The sequence below is a fragment of the Clostridium punense genome, from assembly GCF_017874425.1.
GTDB lineage: Bacteria > Bacillota > Clostridia > Clostridiales > Clostridiaceae > Clostridium_J > Clostridium_J punense.
The window spans coordinates 1-19,398 of the sequence record NZ_JAGGLL010000056.1; the positions used below are offsets into that span (position 1 = coordinate 1).

The 19,398-nt window shown below is 31.1% G+C and carries 18 protein-coding genes; 13 read left to right on the forward strand and 5 right to left on the reverse strand.

Going from position 1 to position 19,398, the window contains the following annotated elements; translation table 11 throughout:
• The first annotated feature begins 217 nt into the window (after positions 1-217).
• From J2Z44_RS20080 to J2Z44_RS20095, 4 genes are all read left to right on the forward strand, one after another.
• Complete coding sequence (locus tag J2Z44_RS20080) at positions 218-520, forward strand: hypothetical protein (protein ID WP_021281929.1); 303 nt, start codon at positions 218-220, stop codon at positions 518-520.
• 229 nt (positions 521-749) lie between these two features.
• Positions 750-1,460, forward strand: a complete 711-nt coding sequence (locus tag J2Z44_RS20085; RefSeq protein WP_021281930.1) for a hypothetical protein — start codon at positions 750-752, stop codon at positions 1,458-1,460.
• Positions 1,461-1,663: 203 nt separating this feature from the next.
• Entirely contained in the window at positions 1,664-2,692 is a 1,029-nt protein-coding gene (locus tag J2Z44_RS20090; RefSeq protein WP_209650008.1) for an ABC transporter substrate-binding protein, read from the forward strand.
• Positions 2,693-2,983: 291 nt separating this feature from the next.
• A complete protein-coding gene (locus tag J2Z44_RS20095) occupies positions 2,984-3,478 on the forward strand; it encodes a GNAT family N-acetyltransferase (protein WP_021281933.1) in 495 nt (164 codons plus the stop codon).
• A 144-nt stretch (positions 3,479-3,622) separates the two neighbouring features.
• Here J2Z44_RS20095 and J2Z44_RS20100 read toward each other — a convergent pair whose 3' ends face one another.
• Positions 3,623-4,840 carry a hypothetical protein gene (locus J2Z44_RS20100; RefSeq protein WP_021281934.1) on the reverse strand — a complete coding sequence of 406 codons (1,218 nt, stop codon included), beginning with the start codon at positions 4,838-4,840 and terminating at the stop codon, positions 3,623-3,625.
• A gap of 161 nt (positions 4,841-5,001) precedes the next feature.
• Positions 5,002-5,937, reverse strand: coding sequence for an alpha/beta fold hydrolase (locus tag J2Z44_RS20105; RefSeq protein ID WP_021281935.1), 936 nt, complete (start codon positions 5,935-5,937; stop codon positions 5,002-5,004).
• A gap of 200 nt (positions 5,938-6,137) precedes the next feature.
• On the opposite strand from J2Z44_RS20105, the gene J2Z44_RS20110 reads away from it, so the two are divergent.
• From J2Z44_RS20110 to J2Z44_RS20145, 8 genes are all read left to right on the forward strand, one after another.
• Positions 6,138-7,076 (forward strand): helix-turn-helix transcriptional regulator, encoded by a 939-nt coding sequence (locus tag J2Z44_RS20110; RefSeq protein WP_021281936.1) that lies wholly within the window; start codon positions 6,138-6,140, stop codon positions 7,074-7,076.
• Positions 7,077-7,308: 232 nt separating this feature from the next.
• Positions 7,309-7,737, forward strand: a complete 429-nt coding sequence (locus J2Z44_RS20115) for a DUF3795 domain-containing protein (protein WP_021281937.1) — start codon at positions 7,309-7,311, stop codon at positions 7,735-7,737.
• 6 nt (positions 7,738-7,743) lie between these two features.
• The gene (locus J2Z44_RS20120) at positions 7,744-8,256 is read left to right on the forward strand and encodes a GNAT family N-acetyltransferase (RefSeq protein WP_209650010.1); all 513 of its coding nucleotides are present in this window, start codon (positions 7,744-7,746) and stop codon (positions 8,254-8,256) included.
• A gap of 89 nt (positions 8,257-8,345) precedes the next feature.
• Complete coding sequence (locus J2Z44_RS20125) at positions 8,346-9,161, forward strand: MerR family transcriptional regulator (protein ID WP_021281939.1); 816 nt, start codon at positions 8,346-8,348, stop codon at positions 9,159-9,161.
• A 76-nt stretch (positions 9,162-9,237) separates the two neighbouring features.
• Entirely contained in the window at positions 9,238-10,314 is a 1,077-nt protein-coding gene (locus tag J2Z44_RS20130; RefSeq protein ID WP_021281940.1) for a BtrH N-terminal domain-containing protein, read from the forward strand.
• A 294-nt stretch (positions 10,315-10,608) separates the two neighbouring features.
• Entirely contained in the window at positions 10,609-11,562 is a 954-nt protein-coding gene (locus tag J2Z44_RS20135) for a GNAT family N-acetyltransferase (protein WP_021281941.1), read from the forward strand.
• Between the two features lie 240 nt (positions 11,563-11,802).
• Positions 11,803-12,564 carry a threonine/serine exporter family protein gene (locus tag J2Z44_RS20140; protein ID WP_021281942.1) on the forward strand — a complete coding sequence of 254 codons (762 nt, stop codon included), beginning with the start codon at positions 11,803-11,805 and terminating at the stop codon, positions 12,562-12,564.
• The gene (locus J2Z44_RS20145; protein ID WP_021281943.1) at positions 12,561-13,016 is read left to right on the forward strand and encodes a threonine/serine exporter family protein; all 456 of its coding nucleotides are present in this window, start codon (positions 12,561-12,563) and stop codon (positions 13,014-13,016) included. Before J2Z44_RS20140 ends, J2Z44_RS20145 begins: the two co-directional genes overlap by 4 nt.
• Before the next feature lie 267 nt (positions 13,017-13,283).
• Here the strand turns inward: J2Z44_RS20145 and J2Z44_RS20150 are convergent, their stop codons facing one another.
• Together J2Z44_RS20150 and J2Z44_RS20155 are read right to left on the reverse strand one after the other, a co-directional pair.
• The gene (locus tag J2Z44_RS20150) at positions 13,284-14,567 is read right to left on the reverse strand and encodes a M28 family metallopeptidase (protein WP_021281944.1); all 1,284 of its coding nucleotides are present in this window, start codon (positions 14,565-14,567) and stop codon (positions 13,284-13,286) included.
• A 168-nt stretch (positions 14,568-14,735) separates the two neighbouring features.
• Positions 14,736-16,052, reverse strand: coding sequence for a pyridoxal phosphate-dependent aminotransferase (locus J2Z44_RS20155; RefSeq protein WP_017413955.1), 1,317 nt, complete (start codon positions 16,050-16,052; stop codon positions 14,736-14,738).
• 372 nt (positions 16,053-16,424) lie between these two features.
• Here J2Z44_RS20155 and J2Z44_RS20160 point away from each other — a divergent pair, with 372 nt between their 5' ends.
• Positions 16,425-17,330, forward strand: coding sequence for a LysR family transcriptional regulator (locus J2Z44_RS20160; protein ID WP_021281945.1), 906 nt, complete (start codon positions 16,425-16,427; stop codon positions 17,328-17,330).
• A gap of 230 nt (positions 17,331-17,560) precedes the next feature.
• On the opposite strand, the gene J2Z44_RS20165 is transcribed toward J2Z44_RS20160, so the two are convergent.
• Positions 17,561-19,000, reverse strand: coding sequence for a M20/M25/M40 family metallo-hydrolase (locus tag J2Z44_RS20165; protein ID WP_209650012.1), 1,440 nt, complete (start codon positions 18,998-19,000; stop codon positions 17,561-17,563).
• Positions 19,001-19,398: the final 398 nt, after the last annotated feature.

Here is a 19,398-nt window from a genome sequence, read left to right on the forward strand (position 1 = left end):
TGGAGAGGATACAACTAATATTCAGATAAGAGTGTAAATCTAAGAAAATCGAAGAATTTATTAGGTTTTGTCCAAAACGAAGGGGTTAATCCGCATTTATCCTGAATTTATGATAGATGAATAATGGTAAAATAATGTGGTGTAAAGATTATTTATATAATTTATAAATAAGAATTTGCAGGAGATTACTTATATTAACACAAGGAGGTATACTAAAGTGAAATATGTATTGTTAAGTGCTGATAATAATCCATCTGTTTATTCAGTTCCAAATGAAGTGGCTGATAACTTAAGAAAATACTGTATTAATTTTTGTGGCAAATGGCTACATGAGAGTCCACATGCGAAGAGATATCGCATAGATGGAGGCATTTGCTATGACGAAACGGACTTTATTGAGTATTTGAATAAATGGATTTTTCCTAAAATACCATCAATATTTATTGAAACACTTGAATGGATTGATTCAAAGGAAGAGATTCCAGAAAAGTATAAAGGATGTGAATGGTTCAATTTTTAGTAAAGGCTTAAAATATTTTGCTTGAATAACATAAATATAATACCTGATTGAGTTAATTTACAAATTTCTAAAAAAGTGACTCAAAGATTGATGACTCATCACTCTTTTTATTTTGCTCAAAATCCTAATATTTTATTATAGTACAACCTAAATTTTAAGTTATTAATTGGAGCATACTACATTTAATAATAACTAACTAAGACTTATAATTTAGGAAGGAGCAAATTAAATGAGAAGAAAACTAATATTTCTTACTTTTTTCATAGTGGCTTTATTTACGATTAACTCTAATAATAAGCTTGAGCAAATCTTAAAATTAGATAATAAAAATTCAGCTACAACAATTTCAGTGATAAATCCAGTGGATAATAATGATAACAGCTTAGAATATGATATAGTTGATACAAAACCACATCTTATAAAATACTTTAATAACATAGAAGAATTAAAGCAATACTCGGATATAGTAATAGAGGGTATAGTTAAAAACACAAGAAATGTAATATATACACAAACCCCATTTACTATTTCGGAGATAGAGATTACTGAGGTTTATGAAAGCAATAATAATATTATAAAAGGTTCAACAATATGTGTTGTAGAACCAGGCGGTATTATGGATAAAGAGTTTTTATACAAAAAATACAAGGAGAAATTCCCTGATAAGTACATAGATATAAATAAAATTAAACCTGTGAAACACAGATTTGATGGTATGCCACCATTAGATAAAGGAGAGCATATAATAGTATTTCTTAACAAGTATACTGGTGGAGTCAAAGTAGAGAATTGTTATGAACCAGTGGGCATTTATTACGGAAAATTTTATATAGATTATAATAAAGTAGAACATAAATTACCTAAGTATTTAAAGGATAAGTTTGAGGATAAAGTTAAAACGAAAGAAGAATTAATTAATCTAATAAATAAAACTAAGTAAACCAAGGTTAACATCCTTGGTTTTATTACTTAGTAAAATCTTTAGGAAAAATATGTTTAAATAATAATTCTTATGAAACCATTATTTAATAACACTTTTCCTTCTTAAATCATATTATGGATTATGCTTAAAAACTAGTTCATAAAAAATTCCAAGAGTTCAAAGAGCGGAGAACTAAAAGGAAGAATTTAAGGAGGTAAAACATGAGGAAAAATTATTTTAAATTAACAGCCATTGTTACAATCTTATTTATCTTTGCTACAGCTTTTGTAGGCTGTAAGCCAAAGAAAGACACTACAGTTACGAAGATTAGATTGAATGAAGTTACTAGATCAATTTTCTATGCACCAATGTATGCAGCAATAAATCAAGGCTTCTTTAAGGAAGAAGGCATAGAAATCGAACTTACCACAGGACAGGGAGCAGATAAAACCATGCAACAACTACTTAGTGGAAACGCAGACATAGGTTTTTCAGGTCCAGAACAGGTGCTATATATTTATAATCAAAAGAGAGATGATTACCCAATAGTATTTGCTCAACTTACACAAAAAGATGGTTCTTTCCTAGTTTCAAGGAAAGAAGAAAAGGATTTTAAATGGGAATCCTTAAAAGGAAAAGAAGTTATAGGTGGAAGACCAGGTGGAATGCCTCAAATGGCTTTTGAATATGTGCTTAGGAATCGTGGAATTAATGTTAAAACAGATATGAACATGATAACTAACATTGCTTTTGGTGTAGTACCAGCAGCTTTTAAAGGCGGGACTGGTGAATATGCAGCAATTTTCGAACCTACAGCTAGTATGATAGTTAAAGAACAAGGTGGTTCAATTCATTCAGTTGGGGAAGCAGCAGGAACTCTTCCTTACACTTGCTTCTATGCAACAAAATCTTATATGGAAAAAAATCCAGAAATCATTGAGAAGTTTACAAGAGCTATATACAAAGGACAACTTTGGGTTGAGAAAAAATCAGATGAAGAAGTTATAAAATCTATTAAATCCTTCTTCCCAGATACAGATGAAGCTATAATGGTTCAAGTTGTTAAAAACTACAGACAAATTGAAGCTTTCTCAAAAACTCCAGTGGTTAAAAAAGAAGATATGACAAGATTAATGGATATAATTCAGTCTTATAACCCTGAGCTTTTAAAAGAAAGACCACCATATGAAAAGGTAGTTGATAATCAGTTTGGGGATAAGGCAATTAAGGAAGTTAAAGAGGTTAAGTAATAGAAATTTAACTCCAAGATGATTAATAAATTATAGACAGAATTATTTTTAAAGAGGGTATGTAATTTTACATGCCCTTTTGTTTGACCTTAAATTAATTACTTCAGATTTGTAGGCCATGAATTTAACTTATGTTTTGACTGATAGATTGCATTAAACGAAATAGGGGTTATAAATTACTTATAAGGGAAGTCGAAAATTTAGGTATATTATTACAATTAGTTCATGATAAAATAAAGTTGATAGGGTAGTATATTTGGGTAAAAAAGTTTCATTAAATGGGGGATAGCAATGATTTTCCAATCAAAAGATTTTTATGTAAGTTTAGTAGAAAATAAAGATATACAAGAAGTCCTTGAAATGTACAATTCCAACGAGAAGTTCTTAATTAATCACATGGACAAAAACAAAGTAACAAATGAATGGTTAGTCCAAGAACTTAAAAGTATGAAGGACATAGGGTTTCACTCTTATAAACTGGTTGAGTCAAATACTGAAAGGATAATTGGAATAGTAGACTTAAGAATAGGTAAAGAAGCGTATTTGTCTTTACTGATGATACATGGTGATTTTCAAGGCAAGGGTCTTGGAAATATTATTTTTAAAGGGATTGAGAAATATATTAAATCACTAAAAAGTAAGTCAATTAGGATTGATGTAGTTACTAATTATGATAATTCAGTACTAAAATTTTGGATTAATAATGGGTTTACTAAAATTAAAGATGTTGAATTAAATTGGACTGGTAAGGTGTTACCTGCAGTTGCCATGAAGAAATTTTTATAATAAAAACCTATGCTAATAGAGTAATAATATGCTCTCTTTATGGTGACAGTTGAAATAACAAAACTGCTACTTGGAATGGAGTATATTATATTAAGCATAGGTTTTAACATTACATTACTTTAAGTGTCAGTAAAAAATCTAGTTTTACAATTGCTTAGAAATTAGCTTTACTAATTTGCTTGCGGTATCCCGATTAAGAGGCATAACTGTGCCATGATATATATAATAAATTAAGTATGAGTGAAGAACCTCATAGCCACCTTTATCATATTCTTCAGCAGTTGGTAAATAGCCATCACAGCCATTGGTGTATCCACCTAAGTATATAAGTTCATTATTACATACCTTGGCTACATCAACAGCAATTTCACACATAATCTCATTGGTAACTCCACAAAGACATCCTTCATTGAGCTTAAAAAACTGAATCTCAATTTCTTTACATTGCTGCCTTATGGCTTCACTATGCAAGCGATTAATTTCCTTAAGCCAATTTGTGCCGTCTATATTATTTTCATTCATAGCCTCAGCTGAAATTTTTTTTGCTTGCTCTACAGTAGGAACATCAGCAAAAAAAGATTCCTTTTGAGAAAACATAGATAGATTTTTAATTGTTTGTGGTTTAAGATTTTCAATGCATTTATCAATAGAATTCTTAATTTCAATTGCCATTTTATCTAAAGCTTGTAATGAACCACTATATTTAGGTTTTACATTACCAGAAGCCCCTTGGGTTATCATAACTTTGCATCCATACTTTTCTTCAAGCAAATTTCTTGTAACACCAATAAAGTCTGAGGATATTAAATAATTATCTCTAAGCAAAACATTAGCATGAGCTGTAAGTCTTAAAATAAGCAATTTTAAATTAGAGTTTTCAGCATGAGCAATTTTAAGCACAGCTACACGTCTATCTAGAATTCCATTATCATCTCGTCTATTAATTCCTATATCAGCTTCTACTATGCCCCAAGCAGCTTTAATGGGTTCTAAATTTCTTTCTGCTTCACTGACACCTAAAATAACTTGATTACAAAGAAAACTAAAATATTCTGGTTCAATACTTATATTAGGTGCAGAGTGGGTGTGGCTAAAGCAAAGCATAATTTTATCACGGGTAATGCCAAGCTTGTTTCCTATTAAATCACGAAGTAGATCTGCTTCATGGCATGAGAATCCTATGTGATCTATAGCAATGAGACAACATTTTTCTTCCTTTGAATACCAAACTGAAATTTGTGCAAAGAGCTTATGCAGTACTCCCTTTGACATATTATCTTTTCTATTGAAGCCAATAGTTTGCAAATTAGAGGAGGGCGTAATATCCACCTCGGAAAATCCTAATAATACATTATTTTTCATAACTTTGCTCCTTTAATCTATTATTATATTTAGGAAAAGCAAAGCCTAACTTCGGACAGTGAAATTTATATCTCCATGCAAATCACTGTCCTTTATCAGACCATGCATGGAGCTGAAACAATACAAAGTGGTTGTATTAGCATAATAACACCTCGAATTTATTAGTTACACTTATTAATAAATTTCAATACATAGTCTTTTACAATATTTTTAGATGCTGGATCAGCTTGCATATTGTGTACAAAGGTTGTCTTAATTGCACTAAATCTATGATTTATGCTTGGAAATTTATCGCCTCTATCTCTTAGAACATCTGATATTTGGTTAAGGTTTTCAAGAGTAATATTAGGTAGTTTTGCAGCGTCTTCTGGTGTTAAATTAAAATTTTCGGGGTTTTGTTTTACCGCATTAACCATATCTACTATTGATGGATTTACTCCATCAGGTTTTAGTGAATCAGGGTTTGCAGCTACTAAAAGTACTTTTTTCTTAATGTTCCAGGTTTTTGATATGTCATTGTCATAGAACATGTCTATGTACTTAGAAAACACATCTCTACCCATTTTTAATTGTGGATCATATCCAACTATTTTTGTTAAGTCTCTTGTGAAATTAAGTTTTTCTAAATCAGAGTAGTTATAAAAGGCCCTGTCCAATAATACTATTTTTTCAACTTTATCAGGATATTTTTTGCTATACATCATGGAAATATCCGCACCTATTGAGTGTCCTACTAGGTAAACTTTCTTTAATCCATATGATTTAATAATGGCATTGATTGCACCTAACTGGTTGTCCCAATTTATTTCATCTGGCGTAACCATAGATGATTTACCATGGCTAAAGTTATCGTAAGATATAGTCATATAAGGATTTTTGGAGTCATGTAAAAAACTAGCTGCAGAACTATCATCTCCTAACCCGTGGATAAAAATAATTGCAGTTTTTTCTTTACTGCTGTAGTTATAGCATTGGGTATAAATAGAGTAATCCTTATACTTAACATACTTTTCTTTAGCTTCGGCAGCATAAACATTTGTACTTGTTAGTAATCCAAGTGTCAAAACAACTAAAAAGATTCTAATTAATTTTTTCATTCTCTCTTCCCTCCATAACATTATTAAATACATAATATACCATATAATCAAGTTATTCAATAATAATGTAAAAAATTACATTACCATATAACCATACTCTAAATAGGTTATATGAGAAATAATCTCAGAATTATAGGGTTACTTTTTCTTATAGTTTTTTTATAATTAATCTAAGAAGATTATTGTATTGAGGTAGAAAAATGAAGATAGAAAGATTGCTTGGGATAGTTGTATATCTATTAAATAGGGATTTTGTAAATGCTAATACCTTAGCTGAAAAGTTTGAAGTTTCAACTCGAACCATACAAAGAGATATTGAAACGATAAATTTAGCTGGAATACCTATAACATCAATGCAAGGTGCAAATGGTGGATATGGAATTCTTGATAATTTTAAGATTGATAAACAGATGGTTAATACAGAAGACTATCAATTTATTATTACAGCATTAATGGGAATGAATTCCGCTTACAACAATAAGAAGATTGAAAATACATTAGAAAAGATACTAAATGTTTCAAAGCTAGAGAATTCTACTAGTACTAAAGTTAAAATTGATTTTAGTGCTTCACGAGAGGGAAAAAATATAGACGAGTACATAAGGTTAATTGAAAATGCAATTGATGAAGAAAAGGCTATTGAGTTTGAATATACAGATTCCTATGGAAATAAGACGTTGAGAGAAGTGGAGCCCCTTGGAGTAATATATAAATGGCATGGGTGGTATATGTTTGCATACTGTTGTGATAAGCAACAATATAGACAGTTTAAGGTGGTAAGAATGAGAAATTTAAAAAAGTTAGACAAGTTTATTTCTATAAAACATGAAAATATTGAGATTTTGTTAAATCGGTATGAGAAACAGAATAAGCAAAAATATGTGGATGTAAAAATATTATGTGAGGAAGAGATACGAATTTCTATAGAAGAGTATTTTCCTAATGCTAAAATAGTAGAAAATGAAAAGGGTAATTTTCTATTACAATTTCATGGTGTAATGAATGAAGTGTTTTGGAAGGGATTACTTTTCACCTATGGGAATAAGGTTAAAATAATTGAGCCCGAAGAATTAAAGATTGAGTTTATGGCAAAGGCAAAAGAAATTATTTATATGTATAAGGAATCTGAGAATAAATAACAAGTCAAAGATGTGAAGGATATTTTGAGTTCACAAGCAAGCTTGTGCAGACAAGGACACAGGTTCTATTAATAGTTGAGCTATTAATGGGTTCTGTTGACGCAGTATAACACAAAATAGAGGAGAATCCTGACCTGTTTATTTTTTCAAGATGGCTAATAATATAAGACATACAGTTGTCGTATATCACCTAATATAATTAAATTAAAATTAATTGTTAAGGGGGATTTGTATGGCATATTCAGTAGAGGAAATAAAGGAGAGCATAGCTTATTGTGGACTTGTGTGTAAACTCTGTAATGCTGGAAAATCAGGAGAATGTAAGGGATGCAAGGAAAAATGTGATGGATGTTCAATTAAAGAATGTGCAAAAACTAGAGGGATAAATGGTTGTTGGGAATGTAGGAGTTTTCCTTGCGAAGAGAAAGCTTTTAAAAATAAACGTAATAGGGTATTTATTCAATGTGCTAAAGATGAAGGTTTGCATAGTCTAGCTACATATTTAAAGAAAAATTATGAGGATGGTGTCCAATATCATAAAATAGATGGTTCACCAGGAGATTATGATGTCTTAGATAGTGAAAGTGAAATTTTAAAATTGTTAAAGAAGAGAAATAATCCATTTGAAAAGTGCCCAGTATATGAAACAGATAACTTATAATTTACAATGGTGAAAGAGGAAGATGCAGAAGAATTATTTAAGTGTTATACAGATCCAATAACAGTAAGCCATATGAATAATGATAATTGTGGTGGTGATTGGAATATAAGCACTATTAAAAATGTAAAAAAAGGTATTGCTGGATGGATAAAAGAGTTTGAAGAAAAGTTTTATATTAGATGGAGTGTTACTCATAAACAGACAGAAAAAATAATAGGAACTATCGAAATAGCACCTATTCCTAATACAACTAGATTCTTAGATGGTGTTTGTGAAAATGGGATTCTTAGAGTTGATATTATTTCTGCTTTTGAAGGTGAGGAATTGATCACTGAAATATTTAGAATGGCAACAGAAAACTTCTATATAGATTTTGACATAAAAAATATTGTTACTAAAGCTAGGAACAGTGATATAGAAAGAACTTTAGCTTTAAAGAATAACAAATTTAACATATATGAAGAAAAAAGCATTATAAAATATAGTGATTATTATATTAAAAGAAAAGAGCAACTATAAGTCTTAATCTGATGATAGTCTTATAAGGAAGTATTACTCAATATGTAGTATAATTTAAGCGATAGAATAAGATTAGGAAGGGTGAAAAAATGCTTAAGATAGGTGAATTTTCAGTACTTACATCTATAAGTATTCATATGCTTAGAAATTACGATAAAATTGGATTGTTAACACCTAAGTATATAGATGAATCAACGGGTTATCGGTATTATGAAAGTAGCCAATTGCCAATTGCCAATCAAATTGTAGCTTTAAAGATGATGGGATTTGGATTAAAAGAAATAGTTGAATTACAATTACAAGAAATGCAAATAGATAGTTTGAAAGAGCTATTAAAAAATAAAATTGAAGATAAAGAACAAGAGGTAAAAGTAATTAGAAAACAGTTGGCACAAATGGAGAATGCATTAAAGGATTTAGCAAGCAAAAGGGAACATGCGTTGTCTATAGTAACTAAGTGTATACCAGATAGAAAAGTTGCTAGCTTTAGAATGAAAATAAAAGAATTTCCTGAAGAGGGAGTTTTATGGAAAATACTTGGTGATGAATGTGAAAAGATGAATATTCAATTTTCAGATTCAAAGTATTCTATTGCCATTCAGCATGAAATAAATTTTGATGAAAACTACATAGATGTTGAGGTTCAAAGGGTAGTTGAAAATATTTATGAAGATACCGATAAGGTGAAGTTTTATAGTATACCATCTTGTGAGGTAGCTTCATTGGTATATCAAGGGGGGTATAGCAGACTTAAAGATATAAATCTTTATCTGGCTAAATGGATAACACAAAATGGACTTGAAATTTGTGGACCTGCATTTAATATTTATTATATTTCTCCAGGGAATGAAGTAGGTGAAGAAAAATTTATTACAGAAGTATGTTTTCCAGTTAAAAAAAGATAAGTATTGACTCTAGCATAATGCGAGGGTATATGCTTTTCCTATAGAAACTAAGTTTTATAGAAGGAGTGATGAGAATATGACTAAGAAGGTAATCGAACTAAGACACAAAGTTTGCGATTATACTTGTATGTGGAATGGTATTGAAGATTTATATCAAACAAGATTAAATGAAGATATACCAGATTATTTTTTCTTCTGTTTAAGTGGAATAGGAAAATTTGTATACTTAAAGTTTAGCAATGGAAATATGCGAAGAATGACTGTCTTTAATGATGGAAGAACTAAAAAAATGTATTCATCAATTAATGATATTGTAGGATTTAAATATAAGTATATAGAAGGCAGAAAATTTGATTATATAATGAAAAGAGCAAAGGAACAGATTAATGATGAAAGACCTGTTGTTCTCGGATGTTTGGATATGTACTATTTAAGTTATTATCCAAAGTTTTATTATAAGGAACATATCCCAATTCATTATATACTAATGGTTGGATATGATGATGAAGAGCAATGTGCATATGTATACGACTGTGGAATTGAAGATGTGCAAAAAATAAAATATGATACTCTTGAAAAGGCTCTTGATATTGAAAAAACTTCTCTATCTGATAAGAATTCAATATGCCTAATAGAGTTTGATGAAGAAATTAGGAGTATTAGAGAAATTGCTATAAAGGGATTTTATGAAAAAGCAAATCAAGTGCTTAATCCTAAGGTAGGGTTCGTTGGAATCTCTGGTATGCGAAAGCTTAGCAAAGAAATTCTTAGTTGGGAAGATGAATTAACTGCTGAAGAATATGAAACAGCCCTTAGAAACATTGTTATGTTTACAGGAACTATACCAGTTCTTCCCAATAGATTACTTATGATTGAGGAAAAAGATGAAATAGAACATCAAGCTGCTCGTAAGGAGTATGCTTCATTATTGATAAAATTAGGAGAGAAGTATGGCTTTCAAAAATGGAAATCAGCAGGTGAACTTTTTAGTAAGAGCGGAATTATTATTCAAGAGATGACGGACTTAATAGTAGGATATCTACTGAAAGAAAGTAAAGATCTTAACAGATTACCAAATATGATTAATCAGATAGCAGACCTTGAAGAAAAAGCATATCAAAATATATTGAAGGGAATAAATTATGAAGCATGAATGGAAAAAATAAAGAAAAGGACTATATGTACCTAAGGATATACCACATTTAATATTGACTTAAGTCCAAAGTATGAAGGGTTAGGAATAAACCTTATTTTCAATAAAAATACTAAATAAAATATATAACATTTTAGGAGTATTATGTATAATTGGAAGTAGATACTATATAGCCCTTGTTAGATTTTAATGGTGGTCCATGGAAAATATTAAGTCAAGGAGTTATAAGTGAAGAAATTAAAATAGGATGCAGAGAGAAAGTTATAGAATAAACTAATAGAGTGGGGTATGGGTATGTTATTTGAGAAGTTAAATGAAAAATATATTGAAGATGCAGTTAAGATTGCACAAGCACAATATAATAGGGAGCGAAAATATATAGAGGCCTTATATGAAAAAGACTATAAGGTTGTTCTTACCGATTTATTGACTGAAATATTTAAAGGAAATTATGGGGTAGTAGCACTAGAAAAAGGAAAGCTATTAGGATATTTAAGCTTCTGGGCAAGTATTAATGGTCATTTTGGAAATGTAAAAGGTTCCTTCTCACCCTTATTTGCTAATGGCTATATAGGTGAAGATAGAGGTAGGCTCGCTTCACTTTTATTTCAACACGCTTCGAAAGAAATGATTAAGGAAGAAATTTTAAGCTATGGAATCTGTGCATATAGTCATGATGCTGAGGTTATGACATCATTATCAATGAATGGCTTTGGTATAAGGTGCAGTGATGCTATACGAAATGTTGATACGTCTTTAAATATTCAAGTAAATAAAGAGTATTCTTATGAGGAAATACATTATAGTGAGGCAAGTTGTTTATTGTCATTAAAAAACAGTTTGGTAAGACATTTGATAAAGAGTCCTACTTATTTCCCTAATAAAGAGTTTTCAGAAGAGGAATTTATCTCTATGTGTAATAGACGAAAATCACGTTTTTTTGTTGTAAGAGATAAATCCAATATTATTGGGTACTTTGAAATTACTAATGATGGGGAAACCTTTATTTCTGAGGAACCAGATGTTTTAAATATTTGTGGGGCATATTTAAAAGAAGATTATAGAGGGAAAAATATATGTCAAAGTTTACTTTTCTTTGTACTTGAAACTTTAAAGAAGGATGGTATAAAAAGGTTAGGAGTAGATTGCGAAACTATTAATCCTACTGCTCTAAGATTTTGGAACAAGTATTTTGATCCTTATACTTATAGCTTTGTAAGAAGGCTTGATGAAAGAATTCTTGAGTAAAAACAATTCACATAAAATAAAAAAAATTACCCTAGAGGTGATTAATATAGAGTATAAAGGGCTATTTTGAGGGAGATTAAAGTCTCTCTTTGAAAATAGTCCTTTTACTTCTTGGACAAATTGACCAATGCAAATTTACCGCATTATAGCTCAATAAATTATGAACAGAATATGTTATAGATTACAGTGACATTATTAGTTATAATATTGATGATTAAATACTTAAAGGAGATATTTATAATGTTAACTGAGGAATTATTATACTGTGTAATGGATATCGGAGAGCAAATGCTAGTTAGTGGTGCTGAAATTAATAGGGTTGAGGATTCTATTAGACGTATTTGTAAGGCTTATAGTGCAAAGCGGATTGATGTTTTTACAATAACCTCAAGTATTGTGGTCACTGTTCAGAGAGAGGACGGGAGTATTCTTACTCAAACCAGAAGAATTTATAAATACTCTACTAATTTAGATAAAGTGGATAAGCTCAACAGCCTTTCGCGATATATATGTAGTAACAGGCCGGAGCCCGAATATATTATTGATGAATTGAAGGAAATAAATAAAGAGAAGGTTTATAGTTCTGCTATTGAATATTTTGCTTATGCTATAATCGCTGGTGGTTTTACTATCTTTTTTGGCGGAACCTTAATGGATGCCCTAGTATCCTCTTTGATAGCTATACTTTTGAAGTTGTTCATTATTGTAGTGCAGAAGGTGGATAAGAATGTGATATTTTCAAATATAATCTGCTCTTTTATTATTGGAATACTTGCAATAATATCTGTTAATGTTGGAGTTGGGGATAATTTAGATAAGATTATCATAGGAAATATTATGCTGATGATTCCAGGAATTGCTCTTACAAATTCCATTAGAGATATAATCAGTGGAGATACCATATCAGGATTATTTCGACTTTGTGAAGCAGTTGTTGTAGCATTATCTATTGCTGTAGGCTTTGGTATTGCTTCAATTTTTTTCGGAGGTAGTTTTAAATGATTTATATAACTCAAATTGCTACAGCTTTTATAGGTTCCTTGGGATTTTCAATTCTTTTTAATATAAAAGGAAGAAGGTTATGGCTTGCTGCTATAGGGGGTATGCTTTCCTGGATAATCTATCTTTTACTAGGTAACTGGATTGCAAGTGAAATGTCCAGATATTTTATATCAACAATGGTAGTTACAATATACTCAGAGGTTTTAGCACGAATTGAGAAAACACCAACTACTACTTTTTTGACCTCTTCAGTGGTTCCCTTAATTCCTGGACGTGCACTTTATTTTACTATGAATTATGCGGTTAACGGCATGATGGATGAGTTTCTTAGTAATGGTTCACATACTGTAGGCTATGCAGCAGCTATAGCGGCAGGGATTATGGCAGGGTCCTCCTTGTTTAGAATATCAAGGGCTGTGGAACAGAAACTAAAAAACCTACCTTTGGATTAAATATCTCTGGTGTTATTAATAAATTGTTGGCAGAATTTGCTTTAATAACATTTGGGAAGCTTGGAGTCTGACATATTCTATAAGTGTATGCTGACCAGCTTTACAGTTGCTCAGCATAGGTAATTTGCTTTGTTGTAACAAAGTACCTTTGTTACAACAAAGCAACTTCATCAAATGAACTTGTTCACTATTTAAAAGGTTATTTTAAAATAAAAGGGCTATTTTCAAGGAGCTTTAGCTGCTCACCTTGAAATAGCCCTGTTTTAATTATTTTTTACTTTCAGATGACTCTTCTTTTTTAGGGTCTTTATCAAAGTACTCATCTAATTTCTTTCTCATATTCTCAGGAATTTTTCTTTCCACTGGGAATGCCACTGAGTTTATAATTGCTTCGCTGAATTCTTTAGTTATTATAGTAGTTTTTTCTAGAGCTTCAGCACTTAAGTAATCCATAACGTCATCTCTAGTATGAATGAAGGCTCCACCTTGAGGTGCAAAGCGACAGAAGGTAACGGATGGAATTCCAGCATCAGCAAAAGCTGTAGAATCACTTGAGTATATGCTCTGCTCTACTTTAAGTGGGAATCCTTTAATTTTAGCTGTATGATCAATGTAATCAACAAAGTTTTGCTCAGCAGTAACTAATGCCATTTCTCTTCCAAGAATAGAACCAGCAACGTCTACGTTTATCATTAGAAGATGTTTTTTAAGCTCTTCTTCATGATCTTTTAAGTAAGCTTTACTTCCAAGAAGTCCAACTTCCTCAGAACCGTACCATACAAATTTTACAGTTCTCATTGGTGGATTTTCTTTAAAATGTCTTAAAAGCTCCATTATAATAACGGAACCAGCCCCATTGTCATACACTCCTGTACTGTAAGGAACACTGTCATAGTGAGCACCGAAGGAAATTATATCCTCAGGGTATTTAGTACCTTCTAAGGTTACAACCACATTTTGAGAAGGAAGTTCTATGTCTTCCATGATTATTTCCACATGTACCTTAGAAGCCTTGTCCCTAACCATTTGGAAACAGTCCTTTGTACGCATATTTACAGCAGGTATTTTTCCATGTTGTGTATTTTTTTCACGGATTCTAGCTATAGAAATATCAGTTTTATCTTCCTCATCCATGGCAGTACCAGACATAGTTATATAACCAGCAATACCAGCATCAATAAGTTTTTTATAAAGCTTAGGGTTTGGACGAGTATTCATAAGTACAAATTTTCCTTTAAGATCAACTAAATTTACATCAAGTCCATCCTCAATATATATAAAATCTGTAGTTATTCCACCTTCAGGTGTGCCAATTGCACAGTTATATGGTGCAATCTCATATTCCTTCTCATAGGGCTCCACTACCTTTAGCGTAGCTTTTGTAATTTTAGAAGTTGGAGCTTTAAAAGCTTCTAAGTGTCCTTCACATCCTATGGAAGCAATTTCTTCTAGTAACATGTTTGCAGCTTTAAATTCTTCTTCCGAGCCGCTAGTTCTTACAAAACCAATTTTCTTTAAAAGTTCAAATTCTCTTTGGCAATTAATTGACATAACATTTTCCCCCTAATTATCTATTTATATACATTATACTAGAAATGAAAGAAAATTGAAAATAATAATGCAGTTGCATTATTATTAGAAAGCTTTAATTGGAAAAATAAAGAAACCGCCAACTTAGTTGACGGTTATGATTTAAATTAAAACTATATAATTTTAAAATTATCTTTGAGCTTCAAATTGTCTTAAAAGCTTAACAAATAGCTCAGGAACTTTTGCCATGTTTTCTGGAGTTTCAACGAAGGAAATTCTGAATTGAGTATTTCCTGGGTTTACTGCATCTTTAGCTACATTGTAGAAGCCTTTCATTGGTGCTACAAGTAGAGTTGTTTCAACTCCATCAATGTTAACAGATCCTTCTTGAGCACAGTATAAAATGAAGTCAATTCCGTTAAAGCCAGGTTTTACTACGTTTCTAACATCGATTACTGTGTAGATAGATGCATCTGGGCTAGAAACAATTAAGCCAGGCTCTTGTTTTTTAAGTCCGTTATAAACGTTGAAGATTTGCTCTTTGTAGTATTCTCTAATGCTAGTGCACCACTGAGCAATTTCTTCTTTAGTTTGATGAGCAAGAGCACCGAAGATATACTGACCAATTACGTTAGCACAAAGGTTTGCAGTATACTCAGCAACAGAACGGTTGTTGAACTCAGCACTATCTGTAATTAAAGCACCTATTCTTAAACCACAAGCATTCCATACTTTTGATGTAGTTTCGATACTGATTCTTCTTCCTTCAATACCAGGAACCTCAGCATCAGTAACTCCCCAAATACTTACAAGCTTACTGTTTACATCATAGAATAATTCACGATAAGCTTCATCACTTACCATCCACATGTTGTACTTCACGCAAAGCTTAGCTAACTCTTTAAGAGTTTCAAAATCAAAGTATTGTCCAGTTGGGTTGTCATAAGGAATCACAAGAAGTGCTCCTGGATTGTGCTCTTTTATTGATTCTTCTATTTTATTTAATTCTGGAAGACTAAACTTACCATTTTCATTTAAATCACGAGATACTGTAACAATTTTACGTCCAATTCTTTCTGCAAAAGAAATATAATTTGTGTATGCAGGGTCAATAACCATAAGTGGCTTGTCCCCAGTGCCTGCAGCACCACAAACTCCTAGTAAAAGCAATTCCATAGCAGCAGATCCGCCGTCAGTTACTTGAACAAATAATTTGCTTGTATCAAAACCTTCACACTTAAGGATGTTTTTGAAAGCATCTTGGCACTCTTGAACACCAGCAGTAGTTGAATATCTAACAACACCCTTTGCAAATGGGCTTTCAGGTGCACCTAGTTCAAACATTCTTTTCATCATAGCTGGGTTTGTAGGAAGAGAAACGTTACCTATACCTACGTTGATTACAGCTTCAGGTTTAACTTTACGCTCTTCATATTTCATTTGAGCTAGTCTTACATCTGATGGCATTCTTGACTCGAAGTGAGCTGATAAAATTGGCTTATTCATATTAATGCTCCTTTTCTAAAAAAAATATTTTTTCTCAAGAAATACTCCTTGAGGGATTCTTATAATTAGGCATTTGAAAATGCCTTATGCTGACAACAATATTCTATCATTAATTTATCTTCATTTCACTTCTTTTTTTAAACCTTTACAAAAATTATATAGATAGAAGAGTGTGAATTGCTAATTATAAATTATTATAAGGTTTATACTATAGGTTTTGGATATGGAGAATAATATTAGAAGCAAGAGTTTTTATGATTACAGGGAAGGTTGAGGAGGGTTATTAATAGAATCATAAATTTATGCCTATACTGACTATACTCTACTAGTATGATATTATAGAGTTATACTATAGGTTTTTAAGGAGTTTTTATGAATATTCAACACTTGAAATATTTAATATATACAGCGGAACTTGGATCTATAAATAAAGCTGCTCAAAAGTTATTTTTGCCACAATCCACTCTTAGTAACGTTATAAAGAATATTGAAGAAGAGTTTCAGTATCCACTATTTAAAAGAACCAATAAAGGAATATTCTTAACTGATAAAGGTGAAAAGTTTATAAGTTCTGCTAAAATAATTTATAGTGAATATGAGAAAATGCATACTATTTCAAAGGTATCAACTGTAAATGATAGTCTATCAATTTCTATTTTCCCATCTTCCTTTTTTTCTCATTGTTATTTTTCCTTTGTAAGGTCAAACCCTTGTACTAATGGATGTGATACTTTAATAGAAAGCGTTTTTACAGAATGCATGAGTGATTTGATACATTATAAAAGTAGGATAGCAGTATTTTACATGACCTCAAATCAAAGGCAGAGGTTTAATACAATTGCAGAGAAGTATAATATAGAGATGGTTTTATTAAAGGACAAAGTTAAAATAATGATTATGATGTCAGCATTTCATGAATTAGCTTCCTGCAATGAAATAGATATATCAGAGCTTGCAAAGTACAAGCTTGTTACTTATAAAAATATTGATAATAGAGATTTTTTAGATGTTTGCTGCATAGAAAATCAATCTAACATATTATATGTAAATAGTAGAGCATCCTTTAATGATGCTATTTCTTCTGGTGAATATATAGCACCATCTATAAATATACACCCTAGTATGAATTCAGCACTAAACTGTGTTTGTAAGCCTTTAAAAAATTATCATGATATGTCAGAAATATATTTATTATCACTTAAAAATTATAATTTAAATAAAAGGGAAGAATTATTTGTAGAGTATTTGAAAATGCAACTAGAGGATTATTATGATTAAAGTCGCAGCAAGCTACTTAGGGTTAACAACTTTGAAAGTAGATTTGAAGTTCCCAAAATGTTGCTAAAAAAATAAGTAAGTAGATATATAATATCACTCTTACTTATTTATGAGAAATCAAAGTCAAGACTTAATAGGTAATTAAGCATACCTTGATTGCTTGAGGCTTTTGAAGATGAATAGAATAAATTTCATTTTCAAAAGCCTTTATTAGTTTTTATAAAATCTTATTAACACCAGTTTTTAATTATGCTTTTAAAGAAATCAACGCCTGTAACTAAAGTAGATATGTTTATATTTTCATCTAAACCATGAACGCTATCTATTTGACTAGGTGAAATTTCTAGAGGAGCAAAACGTATGCTGTTTTCGCATACCTCACTAAAAAACTTACAGTCTGTGGCACCAGACATTACATAAGGTGAACAAGATACATTTGGATAAATTTTTTTAACTGTATCTTCAACTAATTTAAAGGGTTTGCTGTTATAGTTAACCACAGGACAAGGATAACTCTTATTTATAATTTCAGTTTCTATATTATACTTTTTAGCCAAGTTTGAAATTATTTCTATGCTTTCCTCAGTGCCTTGGTGAGGGATGAAGCGCATGTTAGCTGTTACATAGGCCTCTTGTGGCAATACATTTAGACCAATAGATCCCTTTTGAGTTGTAAATGCGCAAGTTGTTTTTAACATGGCAGTTCCAACAGAGCTTATCGAAGGCATAAGCTTTTTAAGTATAGGCTCAAATATCCAAAGGTTAGAAAAGATATATTTCATAGGGAATTTCATGTTTGGCAATAGCCTTCTATACATTTCAGATACTGTGCTGTTAAATTTAGCTTTAAAGGGATCACTTTTTTCCACATGATTAATAAAGGCTGCAAGTCTAGCAATAGGAGAGTTCTTAGGAGGTGCAGAAGCATGGCCGCCTAATCCTTTTGCTATGAACTTAAGATTTCCCATTCCCTTTTCCATAACACCAATCATTGCAAATTTACCAGGTACCCCTTTTATTGGTTCGTCTACTATCATACCACCTTCATCTAGTATCATTTCTAGCTTTATATTATTTTCTTTGAAATAATTAGCTATTAATTCTCCGCCTTCACCTGACCATTCCTCTGTGCAAGTGCTAGCTAAGTAGATATCTCCATTTGGAACAAAAGCATTTTTCAAAAGCTCTTCAACTGCAGTTAAAAAGCAGAATAAGTTTGACTTAGTATCTACAGTTCCACGTCCCCATAAAACCCCATTTGCGATTTTTCCCCCAAAAGGTGGGAAGGTCCATTTGCCAGGTGCTTCAACTACATCATGATGACTCATAAGCATGATAGGTTCAGCTTTGTTGTTGCCTGGCCATTTATATAATAAACTTCCATTGAAGACCATTTTTTCGCATTTTTCATGTATAAGAGGAAATTGGTTTTCAAGTTCCTTATGGAAAGTGAAAAACTTATCTCTACTCTTATCATCTTTTGAAGAAATAGTTTCTATTTTAATAAGTTCAGATAATGATCTTCCATATTCTACAGCTCTTTCAGTATTTATAGGGATTTCTTTTTCAGTGTGCTTTCTTGGTTTTGGCACCAAAAGTGTTTTTATTAAAGTTAGTCCTAAGAGTAATATTATAATAAAAAGTATTATAAGTAGTATTTTAGTTATCAAAATAAATCCTCCTACCTACATGAATAAATTTAATTAATTTTCCATTTATATAGGGAACCAGAGTTAAAACTTAACTTATACATGAGTCCTACCCTGGTTCCCTTAAGGGGTTATGAAGATGAATAAGTTAAAATTCTATCATGGAACCCTATATAGATAAACAAGCTCAAAACTTTATATCTTTAAATTTGATAATTCCTTGATATTAATAGAAACTCAGATAATTACACTAATTGAGCTTGCCTATCTCTTTTGGAGAAACCACTTCTTGGAATATATAAATTAAGTGTTGAAGTAGTTTCTCTATAGATTTACCACTTGAAAACTTTAATTATTCTTTGTAGTACTCAAGGGGGTTGACTATACCCTTTACTAGTTCAATATTCTGATTTAAGTTT

Excerpts from the sequence above, each read along its gene's own strand:
- J2Z44_RS20085 (WP_021281930.1), top strand. The coding sequence starts at position 750 with ATGAGAAGAAAACTAATATTTCTTACTTTTTTCATAGTGGCTTTATTT.
- J2Z44_RS20090 (WP_209650008.1), top strand. The coding sequence starts at position 1,664 with ATGAGGAAAAATTATTTTAAATTAACAGCCATTGTTACAATCTTATTT.
- J2Z44_RS20095 (WP_021281933.1), top strand. The coding sequence starts at position 2,984 with ATGATTTTCCAATCAAAAGATTTTTATGTAAGTTTAGTAGAAAATAAA.
- J2Z44_RS20100 (WP_021281934.1), bottom strand. The coding sequence starts at position 4,840 with ATGAAAAATAATGTATTATTAGGATTTTCCGAGGTGGATATTACGCCC.
- J2Z44_RS20105 (WP_021281935.1), bottom strand. The coding sequence starts at position 5,937 with ATGAAAAAATTAATTAGAATCTTTTTAGTTGTTTTGACACTTGGATTA.
- J2Z44_RS20110 (WP_021281936.1), top strand. The coding sequence starts at position 6,138 with ATGAAGATAGAAAGATTGCTTGGGATAGTTGTATATCTATTAAATAGG.
- J2Z44_RS20115 (WP_021281937.1), top strand. The coding sequence starts at position 7,309 with ATGGCATATTCAGTAGAGGAAATAAAGGAGAGCATAGCTTATTGTGGA.
- J2Z44_RS20120 (WP_209650010.1), top strand. The coding sequence starts at position 7,744 with ATGGTGAAAGAGGAAGATGCAGAAGAATTATTTAAGTGTTATACAGAT.
- J2Z44_RS20125 (WP_021281939.1), top strand. The coding sequence starts at position 8,346 with ATGCTTAAGATAGGTGAATTTTCAGTACTTACATCTATAAGTATTCAT.
- J2Z44_RS20130 (WP_021281940.1), top strand. The coding sequence starts at position 9,238 with ATGACTAAGAAGGTAATCGAACTAAGACACAAAGTTTGCGATTATACT.
- J2Z44_RS20135 (WP_021281941.1), top strand. The coding sequence starts at position 10,609 with ATGTTATTTGAGAAGTTAAATGAAAAATATATTGAAGATGCAGTTAAG.
- J2Z44_RS20140 (WP_021281942.1), top strand. The coding sequence starts at position 11,803 with ATGTTAACTGAGGAATTATTATACTGTGTAATGGATATCGGAGAGCAA.
- J2Z44_RS20145 (WP_021281943.1), top strand. The coding sequence starts at position 12,561 with ATGATTTATATAACTCAAATTGCTACAGCTTTTATAGGTTCCTTGGGA.
- J2Z44_RS20150 (WP_021281944.1), bottom strand. The coding sequence starts at position 14,567 with ATGTCAATTAATTGCCAAAGAGAATTTGAACTTTTAAAGAAAATTGGT.
- J2Z44_RS20155 (WP_017413955.1), bottom strand. The coding sequence starts at position 16,052 with ATGAATAAGCCAATTTTATCAGCTCACTTCGAGTCAAGAATGCCATCA.
- J2Z44_RS20160 (WP_021281945.1), top strand. The coding sequence starts at position 16,425 with ATGAATATTCAACACTTGAAATATTTAATATATACAGCGGAACTTGGA.